This is a genomic window from Aeromicrobium sp. JJY06 (assembly GCF_044069275.1).
Classification (GTDB): domain Bacteria; phylum Actinomycetota; class Actinomycetes; order Propionibacteriales; family Nocardioidaceae; genus Aeromicrobium; species Aeromicrobium tamlense.
In genome coordinates this window covers 1,288,135-1,300,724 of sequence record NZ_JBIMRD010000001.1, presented here as the reverse complement: position 1 = coordinate 1,300,724, position 12,590 = coordinate 1,288,135, and the positions used below count along the sequence as shown (strand labels likewise).

The window sequence follows — 12,590 nt, the reverse complement described above, 5'->3', positions numbered from 1 at the left end:
GCTCAGGTCAGCGCGGGCACGCGCAGCCGCGCGAGCAGCAGCATGCTGACGTCCTCGGACGCGAGATGCATCGGCGCGAGGATCGGGCCGGCGGCCGGCGGCAAGTCGCCCAGCAGGAGGGAGTCGCCGTCGGACAGGACGACGCTGCCGCGGGGATCGGCCAGCGCGCACGCCAGCCAGCGGCCGTCGGCGTCGGGGCTGCCGGTGGCGATCGAGCCGATCAGCGCCGCGGCGGCGCGGGCCGGCGGCACGAACGCGAAGCGACGCCAGCCACACTCGTCCACGGTCTCGACGAGCGTCTCGGACCCGGCCGTGGCGTACCAGTGCATCGTGCGGCCGTGCATGAGCGTGATGTCCTCGGCCGAGGTCTCGTAGAGGCTCAGCGGGGTCACGTCGGCGACGGTCGCCAGCACGTCGGCCAGGCGCGGCCACAGGGTCCGGCCCGAGGGACCGGGCTGGACGCGCTCACGGTCGACGAAGCGGGACGCGCGCACCGATCGCGGGCCGAGCTCACCGTCGGGGGCCACGAGGATGTCGGGGTTCGCGGTGTGCCACCAGGACTGCATCCAGATCACCTCTCGTCCGGCGCGGGGTGCGCCGTCAGGGAGGAGACCGGGTTGTGAGTCGGGCGTGACGCGATTCGACTCAGGATTCTCAGGAGTCGCGTGCCGTCACGCGAGTGAGGAAGGCAACCGAGGCGCCCATGACCTTCTCGCCCTCGGGGGTCCTCAGGTCGAACTGGAACTCGTGGCCCAGCTCGGGGAAGAACAGGGGCTCGTGCTCCACGCCCAGCTCGCCGAGGCGGGTCGCGAGGGCGCGGCCCTGCTTCGTCAGCGGGTCCCCGTCGCCGCCGCTGAGCAGCGTGGGCGGGTAGCTCGCCGTGGCGTGACCGACGATCGAGGCCTCGCGCACCCGCGGGTCATCCGCGTCCTTCGTGCCGAGGTAGGCCCACGCCACGGTGCGCACGAACCAGCCGCCGATGCCCTCGTCGTCCATCGCCATCGGCGGGTCGTAGGGGCCGCAGTGCAGCATCGCCCCGCGCAGCTGGCCGGGCCGGAGGGCGGGCTCGATGCCGATCAGGCGCGCGTACGCCGGATCGGCGACGAGAGCCGCGTACTGGGCCGCGATCTGGGCGCCCGCCGAGTCGCCGGCGAGCACGATCCGGTCGGGATCGACGCCCAGCTCGTCCGCGTGCTCGCGGACGAACGTCAGCGCCTCGCCGAGCTGGCGCAGGGGCGTCGGGTAGTGGTGGTCGGGCGCGAGGGAGTAGTCGAGCGAGACGCCGACGTAGCCCTCCTGCGCCAACAACCGCAGGTACGGCGCAGGCTGCTCCTTGTCGCCGCCGATCCACGCGCCACCGTGCACCCACACGACGGCGGGCAGCGGCCCGCTGCGGTCCACCGGCGACCACACGTCGAGGACCTCGTCGGGGCCGTCGCCGTAGGCCACGTCGGTGCGCCCCTCGACGCCCTCGGCCTCGTCGCCGCGGAACTCGCCCGTGTCGGTCAGCGAGAACAGCCAGTTGATGACGTACACCCCCGGTCGTGGGCTGAGCTGCGCCCAGACCACGACCCCGAGGGCGGCCACCAGCACCGCGAGGAGCACCCGCAGGGCCCAGCGCCCGACCGCCCGCACGACTCGCACGCGCCCGAGCCTATGCCTCCCGCGCCGTGCCGGCGGGCGATCCGGTCACTCCCCCGACCAGGTGACCAGCGCGTCGAGCGCCTCGATCCGGTCGGCCGAGGCGCGCAGCGGGTTCACCTCCAGCGCGACCAGCTCGTCGCCGAGGGCGTGCGCGACCGCGCCGATCCGCGTGATGACGCGGGCCAGCTCGTCGAGGTCGACCGCCTCGGTCCCGCGCGCGCCCTGGAGCGCCTGCACGCCGCGCAGTGACCCGATCGCGCGACGGACCTCGTCCTGCGCGACCGGCAGCACCCGCAGGGCGCTCTCCCCGAGCAGCTCGACCCACACGCCGCCGAGGGCGACCGCCATCGTCAGTCCCCATGCCGGGTCGCGCACCACGCCGACCAGCAGCTCCGAGCCGCCGCTGCGGTGCGGCTGCACCAGCACCCGCGCCCCATCGTGGCCGGCAGCCGCCACGGCCCCCAGCACCTCCTCGACGGCCTCGCGGACCTGGTCGGCGGACGCGAGCCCCAGCTTCACGCCGCCGATGTCGCTCTTGTGCTCGAGGCCGTCCACCGCGGCCTTGACCACCACGGGGTAGCCCATCGAGTCGGCCGCCGCGGCCGCCTCCTTGGGGGTCGCCGCCAGCTCGGACGGCACCATCGGCACGCCGTTCGCCGCCAGGAACGTGGCAGCGGGCTGCTCCGCCCACGAGCCGCGACGCTCCGGCAGCCCGTCCGGGAAGACCGGCTCCACGCGCGGCGGCTCCTGGTGACCCTCGCCGTGACGACGCACGACCTCGGACCAGCGCACCGCGTGACCGAGCGCGGTCAGGCCGTGCTCGATGCCGCCCGCGACCTGCGGGTACTGCGACCCGGCCTGGATCATCCGGCCCGTCTCGTTGATGTCCGTCAGGACGTTGCCCACCGGGATGATGGGCGTCGGCGACTCGCGGATCGTCTGCGCGTTGCGCGTGTACAGCTGCAGCGCGAGGTCGGGGTCGGCCGTCTGTCGGGGCAGGTCCTGGAGCATCATGACGAAGTCGATGCCCGGGTCGGCCGCCACGATCCGCAGCGCGTTGCCCATGAGCTCGCGGTCGAGCAGCACGTAGCCGGTGACGTCGAGCGGGTTGTTCGGCGTCGCGAACGACGGCAGCACCTCCGTGAGCTGCGCCATCGTCTCGGGCGTGAACTCGGCCAGGTCGAGGCCCTCGTCCTCCGCGCGGTCGGCGATGATCTCCGACGCGCCGCCCGAGGGGGTCACGACGCCCACCCGGCGACCCGGCAGCGGACCAGTCTCGGCCAGCAGCCCCGCCGTGATGATGAGGTCCTCCAGCGAGACGACGCGGATGACGCCGAGTTGCGCGAACGCCGCGTCGACCGTCTTGTCGTCGCCCACCAGGGCACCGGTGTGCGCCTGCGCGGTGCGCGAGGCCTTCACGCTGCGCCCGATCTTGAGCGCGACGATCGGCTTGCCCGCCGCCAGCGCCATCCGGGCGACCTCGGCGAACTCCTCGGGCCGGCGCACCGACTCGAGGAACAGCGCGATCGCCTTCGTCTTCGGGTCGTCCACCAGCCCGCGCACCACGTCCGTGACGGACATGATCGTCTCGTTGCCCATCGCCACGAGCAGCGAGATGCCGATGTTGCGCGACTGCGCGAACGACAGCACGCTGCTGGCCAGCGCGCCACTCTGCAGCACCACGCCGACCGAGCCGGCGATGAGCGGCTGCGGGATCGGCAGGCCGTACGGCGTGATGCCGTCGGCTGCGTTGATGAAGCCGTTGCCGTTCGGCCCGAGGATCGTCACGTCCAGCTCGGTCGCGAGGTCGAGCAGCTCCTGCTCGCGCACCGCACCCTCGCCGCCCACCTCGCCGTAGCCGGCGGTGAGGACCACGTAGTGCCGCGTGCCCCGCTGCGCCCCGAGCCGGATCACGTCCGGCACGACGTCGATCGGCGTCATGACGTAGACGAGGTCGACCTGGCCGGGGATGTCCGCCAGCGACGCGTACGCCTTGGTCCCGTGGACCTCCGGGGACTTCGGGTTCACCAGGTACACGTCACCGGTGAACCCGTTGACCTGCAGGTTGGCGAACGTGGCGACCGACCAGCCCGACTTGTCGGTGGCGCCCACGAGGGCGACCGACTTCGGGCGGAAGAACGCCAGCGGATCGATGCGCGAGCCGGGATCGGTCATGACAGCGAGGCCCCCACCTTGACGTGACCGCGCAGCAGGTTGCGCGCGATCGTGCGCTTCTGGATCTCGTCGGTGCCCTCGAAGATGCGCAGCAGGCGCAGCTCGCGGTACCAGCGCTCGAGCGGCAGCTCCTTCGTGTAGCCCATGCCGCCGTGGATCTGCAGCACGCGGTCGACCACGCGGTTCGCCATGTTCGTGCCGTAGAGCTTCGCGACCGAGGAGGCGTGGCGCGCGTCGCGGCCCTGCTCGACCTCCCACGCGGCGTGCAGCGTGAGCCAGCGCGCGGCGTCGAGCTCGACCGCGCTGTCGGCGATGTGCCACTGGATCGCCTGGTACTCCGCGATCGGCTTGCCCATCGAGATGCGGCTGTTCGCGTGCTCGACGGCCATCTCGATCATGCGCTCGGCGGCACCGAGGGCGCCGGCCGGGATCATGTAGCGGCCCTGGCCGATCCACTGCATCGCGAGGTCGAAGCCGTGGCCCTCCTCGCCGAGGATGTTGCGGTGCGGCACGCGGACGTCCTGGAAGCTGAGCGAGGCCGGACCCCACTCGCCCATCGTCGGGATCGGGGTGGACTCCCAGCCCATGGCCCGGTCGACGAGGAAGCACGTGACGCCGCCGTTGGCGCCCAGCTCGGGGTTCGTCACCGCGAAGACCATGACGAAGTCGGCCTCGTTGCCGTTTGTGATGAAGATCTTCTCGCCGTTGATGATCCACTCGTCGCCGTCGCGCACCGCACGGGTGCGGATGCTGCGGGCATCGGAGCCGGCACCCGGCTCGGTGATGGCGAAGCAGCTGCGCCGGTCGCCCTCGATGGTCGGCAGCAGGAACTCCTCCTGCTGCTCGCGGGTTCCCGCGTAGAGGATGTTGTCGGCCGAGCCGCCGAAGCGGAACGGGACGAAGGTGCGACCCGCCTCGCCGGCGATGATCGCCGACATCACCGGGCCCACCGCCATGCCGCCGTACTCCTCCGGGGTGTTGATGCCCCAGTAGCCGTGCTTGCGCGCCTTGGCCTGCAGATCGCGGAGGGTCTCGCGGTCGATGCCCGGCCGCCCCTCGCGCTCGTTCAGCAGGACCTGGCTCTCCAGCGGCATGACCTCCTTGGTGATGAACTGGCGCACCGCACTGCGCACCGCGCGCTGTTCCTCGCTGAGCTCGAAGTCGATCATCATCTCTCCTCTGAGAATGTGTTTCTAGAATCGTCCTCTAGAATTGTGTTTAGCATCACGTACGGATGGTGTGCCGTCAAGGGGCGAAAAGGTCCTATGCTGTGTCAGCACCGCAGGCCGAGATCACGAGGAGCCGTCCATGTCCGCCACGGAAGCGCCCCGCCCCCCAGGGCGCCGATGGGCGAAGACGGAGGAGACCCGTCGCCAGGTCCTCGACGCCGCCGCCGAGGTGTTCATCGAGCAGGGCTACACGCGCGCCGGCATCTCCGACGTCGTCGACCGGGCCGGCTCCAGCGTCGGCAGCGTCTACCACCACTTCGGCGGGAAGGCCGAGCTCTACTTCGCCCTCTGGGACGAGTACGTCGGCCGTCTCGCGCGGGCCGCCGCCGACGCGGTCGCCAAGGTGCGCGCCTCGGGCGACGCCGACCCGCTGGTGCAGTTCGAGGCGGGCATGCTGGCCTACCTCGAGGCCGGCTGGCGCGACCGGCGCCTCTACCCCGTCTTCTACTCCGGGGACGCGCCGCCGGAGTTCGAGACCCAGCGGCGCGATCGCAGCCAGGAGTGGATCCGGCGCAACGTGATGATCCTCGGCCTGGGCAACACCGTGGAGGACCGGCTGACGGTCGCCGCGCTCACCAGCGTGGTGGGCGAGGCCGCCCGCGTCGCCGTCGGCTGCGGGACGGCCGCCCAGGCCAAGCGCGTGGCACGGCACGCCGTCGTGCTGGTCCGGCGGCTCTACCCCGACGCCGACTGACGCGCGGGCCTCAGTCCAGCGCGAACCGGGCCCGGCCACGGTCGATCACCACCGTGCCGTCGGCCCGGCGCACGCGGAACGCCACGTCGCCGGTGTCCACGTCCCACAGCTCGACGCTGAGGTCGTCGCCGGGCAGCACGGGCGCGGAGAACCGCCCCGCCATCGAGCGCATCGCGTCGCCGTCGCCCTTCGCCACGGCCGACACCAGCACCCGCGCGGTGATCCCGTAGGTCGCCAGGCCGTGCAGGATCGGTCGCTCGAAGCCGCCACGCGCCGCGAACGAGGGGTCGCTGTGCAGCGGGTTGCGGTCGCCGCTGAGCCGGTAGAGCAGGGCCTGCCCCGGCCACGACCCGGTCGCCACGACCTGGTCGGGCTCGCGGTCGGGCACCGGTGCGAGACCGGGCTCGGCCGCGGTGCCGCCGAAGCCGCCCTCGCCGCGGATGAAGACGCCCGACCGCGCGGTCACGAGCGGCTCGCCCGTGTCCGCCAGCACGGCCTCGGCCTGCGACCGCACGAGCGCGCCACTGCGCTTGTCCTCGATCCCCGTCACCATCGAGGTGATCGAGACGGTCCCCGAGGGCGGCAGCGGCCGGTGCAGCTCGAGCTGCTGCTCGGCGTGCACCAGCATCGCCGGGTCGAAGTCGCCGAGCTTGCGCCCGCGGGCGCCCCACGTGAGCATCACGCCGTACGACGGCATCACCTTCTGACCGTCGCCGCCGGGCTCACCGTGCTCGGTCGTGTACGCCAGGTCCTCCAGCGGGTTGTCGTGGCCGGCTCCCACGCCCAGGGCGTAGAGCAGCGCGTCGGTGCTGGTCCAGGACTTCTCCACCGGCTCGGACAGGACGCCGACGATGTCGTGGTTCAGGCTCATCGGGTCGCCTCCTGGGGAACCTTGCCGTTCATGACCGCGTTGGGCCGGGCCTGCGCGAGCAGGTCGGGGAGGATCCCGTCGAGGTCCTCCACCGTGAGCCGCCGCTCCTCCTCCACGCCGGGGCCGGCGATCCAGCCCTCGGCCACGCTGACGTGGCCGCCGCGGATGTTGAAGACCCGTCCGGTCACGTCGGCGGCCGCCGGGCTGGCGAGCCAGGCCACGAGCGGCGAGACGTTCTCGGGTGCCCCGGGGTCGAACTGGCCCTCGGGGATCTCGGGCCGGTCGGTCCGCAGGCCCTCGGTCATGCGCGTCAACGCGGCGGGCGCGATCGCGTTGACGGTGATGCCGTAGCGGGCCAGCTCGCGCGAGGCGATGATCGTCAACGAGGCGATCCCCGCCTTCGCGGCGCCGTAGTTGCCCTGGCCGGGGTTGCCGTAGATGCCGGACGAGGACGTCGTGTTGATGATGCGCCCGTCGACCTGCTCCCCCGCCTTGGACAGCTCGCGCCAGTGTTTGGCCACCGCGCTCATCGGCGCGAACGTGCCGCGCAGGTGCACCTTGATGACGGCGTCCCACTCCTCGATGGTCATGTTGACGAGCGTCCGGTCGCGCAGGATGCCCGCGTTGTTGACCAGGACGTCGACCCTGCCGAAGGCGTCGAGCGTGGCGGCCAGGAGGCGCTGGGCGCCCTCGGGCTCGCTGATGTCGTCGCCGTTGACGAGCGCGAGTCCGCCACGGGCGCGCACCTCCTCCGCCACCTGCTCGGCGGGGCCGGGCTCGTGACCCGTCCCGTCCAGCGAGGCGCCGAGGTCGTTCACGACGACCGCTGCCCCCCGGTCGGCGAACTCGAGTGCGTGGGCACGCCCGAGCCCGCGCCCCGCTCCCGTGACGATGACGACCTGACGATCTCCTGCAGACATGCGTTCTCCTCTGGTGGTGGGTCGGTGGGCGGTCATCCGCGGGTGAGGACGAGGGTCGCGGCGCTCATGAACATGCCGCCGTTGCCGAGCACGAGGCTCGTCTCGACGTCGTCGACCTGCGCCTCGGCCTGGCCGCGCAGCTGGCGCACGGACTCCTGGATCGCGAACATCCCGTACATGCCCGTGTGGGTGTAGGACAGCCCGCCGCCGTTCGTGTTCATCGGCAGCGAGCCGCCCGGGGAGGTGTTCCCCTCGGCGACGAAGGCCCCGGACTCGCCGCGGCCGACGAAGCCCATGTCCTCGAGTCCGTACAGCGGCACGTGGGCGAAGGCGTCGTAGATCATCAGGTGGTCGATGTCGGACGGGCCCATGCCCGCCTCGCGGAACGCGGCCTGGCTCGACAGCGTGAACTGCCGGCACGTGCTCATGTCCTCCATCTGCGACACCATCGGCGTCGTCGCGGCCTCGCCCGTGCCGGCCACGTTGACCAGCGGGAGGTCGCTGCCGTGGGCCTCGGCGAACTCGCGCGAGGTCACCACCAGCGCGCCGCCGCCGTCGGTGACCAGGCAGCACATCAGCAGCGTGAACGGCCAGGCGACCATGCGGGCGCCGAGCACCTCGTCCACCGTGACCTCGTCGCGGTACATCGCGCGGCTGTTGCGCGACGACCAGCGCCGCTGCGCCACCGCGACCTCGGCGAGGTGCTCCAGCGTGTTGCCGGTCTCCTGCAGGAAACGCAGCGCCGGGATCGTGAACGTGGTGGGCGGGCCCAGGACGCCGTAGGGCATCTCGAACTGCGCCATCGACGAGTCGGGCTGGCGCGCCCACGGGGCGGCGCCGACGCGCGACCGACCGGACTCGCCGTGCGTGATGAGGACGGCGGTCGCGTGACCGGCCCGGATGGCCGCGACGGCGTGCCGCACGTGGAAGAGGAAGGACGAGCCGCCCACCGACGTGCCGTCGACGTAGGTCGGCGTGATGCCGAGCGCGTGGGCCACCGCGACGGGGCCCGGCCCGCCGGTGGAGACCGTGGCGATGCCGTCGATCTGGTGCAGGCCCAGGCCGGCGTCCGCGAGGGCACGCCGCGCCGACTGCACGTGCAGCTCCAGGGTGGAGGTCTCGGGCAGCCGTCCGACCTCCTCGGTCTCGGCGGCGCCGAGGATGACGACGTCGTCCCTCATCGCACGACCTCCGACTCCGACGGCTCGAAGACCGGGATCGCGAGATCGCCGCGCTGCTCGAACGTCACCTGCAGCGGCAGGTCGAGGGGGAGGAACTGCGGCTCCGGCGGGACCCCGACGATGTTCGTCATCATCCGCGGGCCCTCCTCGAGCTCGACGACGGCGATCACGGTGGGCGGCTCGAAGCCCGGGGCCGGTCGCTGCGAGATGACGTAGGAGTACAGGGACGCCCGGCCCGAGCAGGTGATCCACTCCAGCGCCTCTCCCCCGCACCGGGGGCACGACGAGCGCGGGTAGAAGAACGGGCGGTCGCAGTCGGTGCACGACTGGATTCGCAGCTCGCCGGCCTCGGTGCCGTCCCAGAACGGCCGGGTCTCCGGCGAGGCCTTCGGGACGAAGCGGTCGGCGACGTCCGCTCGTGGCTTGGTGTCGGTGATGGGCATCAGCGAGGTGCCTTTCTGGTGGAGGGGCCGACGTCGGCCCGCGAGTCGTCGAGGTAGTGCAGGATCGCCTCGACCGACGCCTGGGCGGCGCGCAGTCGCAGCGAGTTCAGGTGGGGGTGGATCGCGCGGGCGATCTCGGCCGGGCCGCGTCCGGCGGCGGCGTGGGCCGCCACCTGGTCGACCCGGCGCAGCCGGTCGCTCACGCGGTCCTCCAGGTACTGGCGCGGCTCGCGCACCACCGGACCGTGACCGGGCAGGAACACCCAGTCGTCGTCGACCACGTCGGCCAGGCGCCGCATCGACGACAGGATGTCGACGATCGTGCCGTCCGGGTGGCTGATGAACGGGTTCACCCGCGCCAGCACCGTGTCGCCGGTGAGGACGAGCCGGTGGTCCGGCAGGACCAGGCTCACCCCGTCGGCGGTGTGGCCCGGCGTCCGGATGGCCCAGGCCTCGCTGGCGCCGAGGTCGAACCGCGTCCCCTCGGCGATCACCCCCCGCTGGACCCGCGGCCGGATCGGCGCGGACCAGCGCTTCGCGAGGGGCGCGGCCGCCTGCGAGTGGTCGCCGTGGTGGTGGCTGAGCACGACCTCGCGCAGCCGGCTGCCGCTCGCGTGCACGACCTCGTCGATCGCCTCGAGGTGCTCCGGGTCGTCCGGCCCCGGGTCCACCACGATGGCGTCCCCGCCACCGGTGAGCACCCAGGTGTTCGTGCCCTCGAAGGTCCACTCGTTCGCATTCGGCGCGAGCACCAGGTGGATCCCCGGCGCCACCTCGAGGGGCTCGCCCGGCCGTGGTGCGGTGCCATCGACATCCCACATGTCAGTCCTGCTTCAGCCAGATGTTCTCGTACTCGCGGGCCGAGTAGTCCGGGTGCGGGTTCCACGAGCGCACGCGGGGCGAGAGCAGGGTCTGACCGTCGTAGACGTACAGCGGCAGGGGCGTCAGGACGTTCTCGAGGATGTACCGGTCGATCTCCTGGAGCGCCTTCTCGCGCTCGCCCGTGTCGGTGATCGCGCGCTGCGCCTCGATCTTGGCGTCCAGCTCCGGATCGTTCACGTTCGACCAGTTGCGGCTGCCCTTCGAGTGGTACTCGGTGGTGAGGTACTCGTCGGCGGTGAGCATCGGCGTCTGCAGTCCGTAGGCGATGTCGTACTTGCCGTTGGGCCACGTGTCACCGGCGTAGGTGGCGTAGTCCTGGACGTCCAGCTTGACCTTGACGCCGATCTTGGCGAGGTCCTCCTGGACCCACTGCGCCTCGCGCACGATCGTCTCGCCGTAGCCGGTCGTGACGACCATCGTGGCCTCGAAGCCGTCGGGGAAGCCGGCGTCGGCGAGCTGCTTCTTCGCCTCGTCCGGGTCGTACGGGACGAGCTTCTCGACCTCCTCGGTCGGCAGCGCGCCGAAGATCGTCGGGGTGATCGGGCCGGTGACCGTGCCGCCGGCGCGGATGCTGTCGATCATGCCCTGCTTGTCGATCGCCATGGCCACGGCGCGACGCACCTCGACCTGGTCGAACGGCTTCGACTCGGCGTTCATGTAGACGCGGGTCTGCGTCGTGCCGGCCTCCTGGCTCTTCTGCAGTCCCTCGACCTGGCTGAGCAGCTGGTCGACCTGGCGCTTCTCGGTGGAGAGCGTCGTCATCATGTCGATCTTGTTGCTGCGCAGCGCGGCGATCTGCGCCTGCGCGTCGGGCATGATCGTGGTCGTGTAGCCGTCGAGGTACGGCTGGTTCTCCACGAAGTAGTCGGGGTTCTTGACGTAGACGCGCTCCTGGTCGCGCTTCCACGACTCGAGCATGAAGGGCCCGGTGCCGATGGCCTCGGTGGCCGGGTCGAAGCCGCCGTCCTTCGCCTCGCAGGGCAGGATCGCCAGGAACGGGTTGGCGAGCGTCTCGTCGAACGCCGAGAAGCCGGACTTGAGCGTGAACACCACGGTCTGGTCGTCGGGCGCCTCGATCGAGTCGACGTTGCCGATCAGGCCCAGCGCGTGGCCCTGGATGTCCTTCATCCGGTCGAACGTGCAGAGCACGTCCTTCGAGGTGAACGCCCGGCCCGACACCGGGGGCTTGTCGTGCCAGACGACCCCGTCACGGAGCGTGATGGTCCAGGTGCGGTTGTCCTCGCTGGTGTCCCACGACTCGGCGAGGTCGCCCTCGACCTCGTTCGTGCCGTACTCCACGTCCTCGCCGGTCTTGAACGCCAGCAGCCGGCTGTAGACCGCACCGATCGCGGAGTGCACCGAGTACGCCGGCTCCTTCTGCAGGTCCAGCGACGGCGCGTCGGCCGTGCCGGCGATGTGGAACGTGCCGCCCGGCTGGGGCGGGCCGTCGTCCGTGACGAGCGCGCCCTCGGCGGAGGACTCGGACGAGCCGCCGCCGCTGCCGAAGCAGGCGGACGACACGGCCGCCGTCGCGACGAGGATCGCGGCGAGCTTCGCCGGTCTGCGGGTGGTGGTCATGGTGTCTCCTTGGGTCGCGGCACGGGGTGATCGGCGGGAACGGGTGGTCATCGACGTTGCTTGGGGTCGAGGAAGTCGCGCAGCGCGTCGCCCAGCAGGTTGAACGCGAGCACGGAGATGGACAGGGCCAGACCGGGGAACAGCGCCATCCACGGCGCGATCTCCAGCTGGCGCGAGGCCTCGCTGAGCATCCGGCCCCAGGACGGGGTCGGCGGAGGCGTGCCGATGCCCAGGAAGCTCAGGGCCGACTCGGCGATCAGGACGATCGCGAACAGCAGGCTGGTCACGACGAACAGCGGGGCCATGAGGTTCGGCAGGCCGTACTTCACCAGGATCCGCTTCGTGCTGCACCCGACCGCGCGGGCCGCCTCGACGTAGGTCTCCTCGCGGATGCGCAGCATCTCGCCGCGTGCCACGCGGTTGAAGGCGGGGATCACGAGCAGCGCCAGCGCGAGGATCGTGTTGCGGATGCTCGGGCCGAGCAGGGCGGCCACGAACAGCAGCAGGACGATCGACGGGACCGCCATGAGCGAGTCCATGATCCGCTGGATCACGGTGTCGACCCACGTGCCGCCGAAGTAGCCCGACACGATGCCCAGCACCAGGCCGGCGACGCCGCCGATGGCGAGGGTCGCGACCGAGATGAGCAGCGAGGTCCGGGCCCCGTAGAGGACGCGGCTGAGCACGTCGCGCCCGAGGTCGTCGGTGCCCATCAGGTGGTCGGCGTTCGGCGGGACCATGATCGCCGCGCGGTTCTGCGCCAGCGGGTCGTACGGCGAGATCAGCGGCGCGAGGATCGCGAGCGCCACGAACACGAGGATGATCGCGGCCGCGACGGCGCCGAAGGGCTGTTCGCGCAGGTAGCGCCACATCCCGCGGCGCCGGCGGGCGCCACGCGACAGGATCGGTGGGGGCAGCGCGCCCGTGGCGGCGGCGGACGCGAGACGGGGTTCGGTGGTCGTCATGACGAGGG

At 71.8% G+C, this 12,590-nt stretch carries 12 protein-coding genes; 1 reads left to right on the top strand and 11 read right to left on the bottom strand.

The features are described from left to right. Positions 1 to 2 precede the first annotated feature (2 nt). The 4 genes from ACGWYL_RS06495 to ACGWYL_RS06480 all read right to left on the bottom strand — a co-directional run bounded on the left by ACGWYL_RS06495 (position 3) and on the right by ACGWYL_RS06480 (position 4,988). On the bottom strand, positions 3 to 566 hold the full coding sequence (locus tag ACGWYL_RS06495; protein WP_395486717.1) for a hypothetical protein: 564 nt from the start codon (positions 564 to 566) through the stop codon (positions 3 to 5). Positions 567 to 654: 88 nt separating this feature from the next. Then, on the bottom strand, positions 655 to 1,644 hold the full coding sequence (locus ACGWYL_RS06490; RefSeq protein WP_395486716.1) for an alpha/beta hydrolase: 990 nt from the start codon (positions 1,642 to 1,644) through the stop codon (positions 655 to 657). Positions 1,645 to 1,689: 45 nt separating this feature from the next. Further along, on the bottom strand, positions 1,690 to 3,819 hold the full coding sequence (locus tag ACGWYL_RS06485) for an acetate--CoA ligase family protein (protein ID WP_395486715.1): 2,130 nt from the start codon (positions 3,817 to 3,819) through the stop codon (positions 1,690 to 1,692). Further along, positions 3,816 to 4,988 (bottom strand): acyl-CoA dehydrogenase family protein, encoded by a 1,173-nt coding sequence (locus ACGWYL_RS06480; RefSeq protein WP_269304592.1) that lies wholly within the window; start codon positions 4,986 to 4,988, stop codon positions 3,816 to 3,818. Before ACGWYL_RS06480 ends, ACGWYL_RS06485 begins: the two co-directional genes overlap by 4 nt. A 139-nt stretch (positions 4,989 to 5,127) precedes the next feature. Between ACGWYL_RS06480 and ACGWYL_RS06475 the strand changes: the two genes are divergently transcribed. After that, entirely contained in the window at positions 5,128 to 5,742 is a 615-nt protein-coding gene (locus tag ACGWYL_RS06475) for a TetR/AcrR family transcriptional regulator (protein ID WP_179427184.1), read from the top strand. Between the two features lie 10 nt (positions 5,743 to 5,752). Here the strand turns inward: ACGWYL_RS06475 and ACGWYL_RS06470 are convergent, their stop codons facing one another. From ACGWYL_RS06470 to ACGWYL_RS06440, 7 genes are read right to left on the bottom strand one after another with little or no spacing between them, the layout of a single operon-like run. Next, the gene (locus ACGWYL_RS06470) at positions 5,753 to 6,613 is read right to left on the bottom strand and encodes a MaoC/PaaZ C-terminal domain-containing protein (protein ID WP_395486714.1); all 861 of its coding nucleotides are present in this window, start codon (positions 6,611 to 6,613) and stop codon (positions 5,753 to 5,755) included. After that, complete coding sequence (locus ACGWYL_RS06465; protein WP_179427188.1) at positions 6,610 to 7,533, bottom strand: SDR family oxidoreductase; 924 nt, start codon at positions 7,531 to 7,533, stop codon at positions 6,610 to 6,612. The genes ACGWYL_RS06470 and ACGWYL_RS06465 overlap by 4 nt, the downstream gene beginning before the upstream one ends. A 32-nt stretch (positions 7,534 to 7,565) precedes the next feature. Then, the gene (locus ACGWYL_RS06460; protein ID WP_179427190.1) at positions 7,566 to 8,714 is read right to left on the bottom strand and encodes a thiolase; all 1,149 of its coding nucleotides are present in this window, start codon (positions 8,712 to 8,714) and stop codon (positions 7,566 to 7,568) included. Next, complete coding sequence (locus ACGWYL_RS06455) at positions 8,711 to 9,157, bottom strand: Zn-ribbon domain-containing OB-fold protein (RefSeq protein ID WP_395486713.1); 447 nt, start codon at positions 9,155 to 9,157, stop codon at positions 8,711 to 8,713. The genes ACGWYL_RS06460 and ACGWYL_RS06455 overlap by 4 nt, the downstream gene beginning before the upstream one ends. Beyond that, positions 9,157 to 9,978 (bottom strand): MBL fold metallo-hydrolase, encoded by an 822-nt coding sequence (locus tag ACGWYL_RS06450; protein WP_179427194.1) that lies wholly within the window; start codon positions 9,976 to 9,978, stop codon positions 9,157 to 9,159. The genes ACGWYL_RS06455 and ACGWYL_RS06450 overlap by 1 nt, the downstream gene beginning before the upstream one ends. A gap of 1 nt (position 9,979) precedes the next feature. Then, on the bottom strand, positions 9,980 to 11,617 hold the full coding sequence (locus tag ACGWYL_RS06445; protein WP_269304583.1) for an ABC transporter substrate-binding protein: 1,638 nt from the start codon (positions 11,615 to 11,617) through the stop codon (positions 9,980 to 9,982). Between the two features lie 47 nt (positions 11,618 to 11,664). Continuing rightward, positions 11,665 to 12,582 (bottom strand): ABC transporter permease, encoded by a 918-nt coding sequence (locus ACGWYL_RS06440; RefSeq protein ID WP_395486712.1) that lies wholly within the window; start codon positions 12,580 to 12,582, stop codon positions 11,665 to 11,667. Positions 12,583 to 12,590: the final 8 nt, after the last annotated feature.

Excerpts from the sequence above, each read along its gene's own strand:
- ACGWYL_RS06455 (WP_395486713.1), bottom strand. The coding sequence starts at position 9,157 with ATGCCCATCACCGACACCAAGCCACGAGCGGACGTCGCCGACCGCTTC.
- ACGWYL_RS06440 (WP_395486712.1), bottom strand. The coding sequence starts at position 12,582 with ATGACGACCACCGAACCCCGTCTCGCGTCCGCCGCCGCCACGGGCGCG.
- ACGWYL_RS06445 (WP_269304583.1), bottom strand. The coding sequence starts at position 11,617 with ATGACCACCACCCGCAGACCGGCGAAGCTCGCCGCGATCCTCGTCGCG.
- ACGWYL_RS06460 (WP_179427190.1), bottom strand. The coding sequence starts at position 8,714 with ATGAGGGACGACGTCGTCATCCTCGGCGCCGCCGAGACCGAGGAGGTC.
- ACGWYL_RS06475 (WP_179427184.1), top strand. The coding sequence starts at position 5,128 with ATGTCCGCCACGGAAGCGCCCCGCCCCCCAGGGCGCCGATGGGCGAAG.
- ACGWYL_RS06450 (WP_179427194.1), bottom strand. The coding sequence starts at position 9,978 with ATGTGGGATGTCGATGGCACCGCACCACGGCCGGGCGAGCCCCTCGAG.
- ACGWYL_RS06495 (WP_395486717.1), bottom strand. The coding sequence starts at position 566 with ATGCAGTCCTGGTGGCACACCGCGAACCCCGACATCCTCGTGGCCCCC.
- ACGWYL_RS06480 (WP_269304592.1), bottom strand. The coding sequence starts at position 4,988 with ATGATCGACTTCGAGCTCAGCGAGGAACAGCGCGCGGTGCGCAGTGCG.
- ACGWYL_RS06485 (WP_395486715.1), bottom strand. The coding sequence starts at position 3,819 with ATGACCGATCCCGGCTCGCGCATCGATCCGCTGGCGTTCTTCCGCCCG.
- ACGWYL_RS06465 (WP_179427188.1), bottom strand. The coding sequence starts at position 7,533 with ATGTCTGCAGGAGATCGTCAGGTCGTCATCGTCACGGGAGCGGGGCGC.
- ACGWYL_RS06470 (WP_395486714.1), bottom strand. The coding sequence starts at position 6,613 with ATGAGCCTGAACCACGACATCGTCGGCGTCCTGTCCGAGCCGGTGGAG.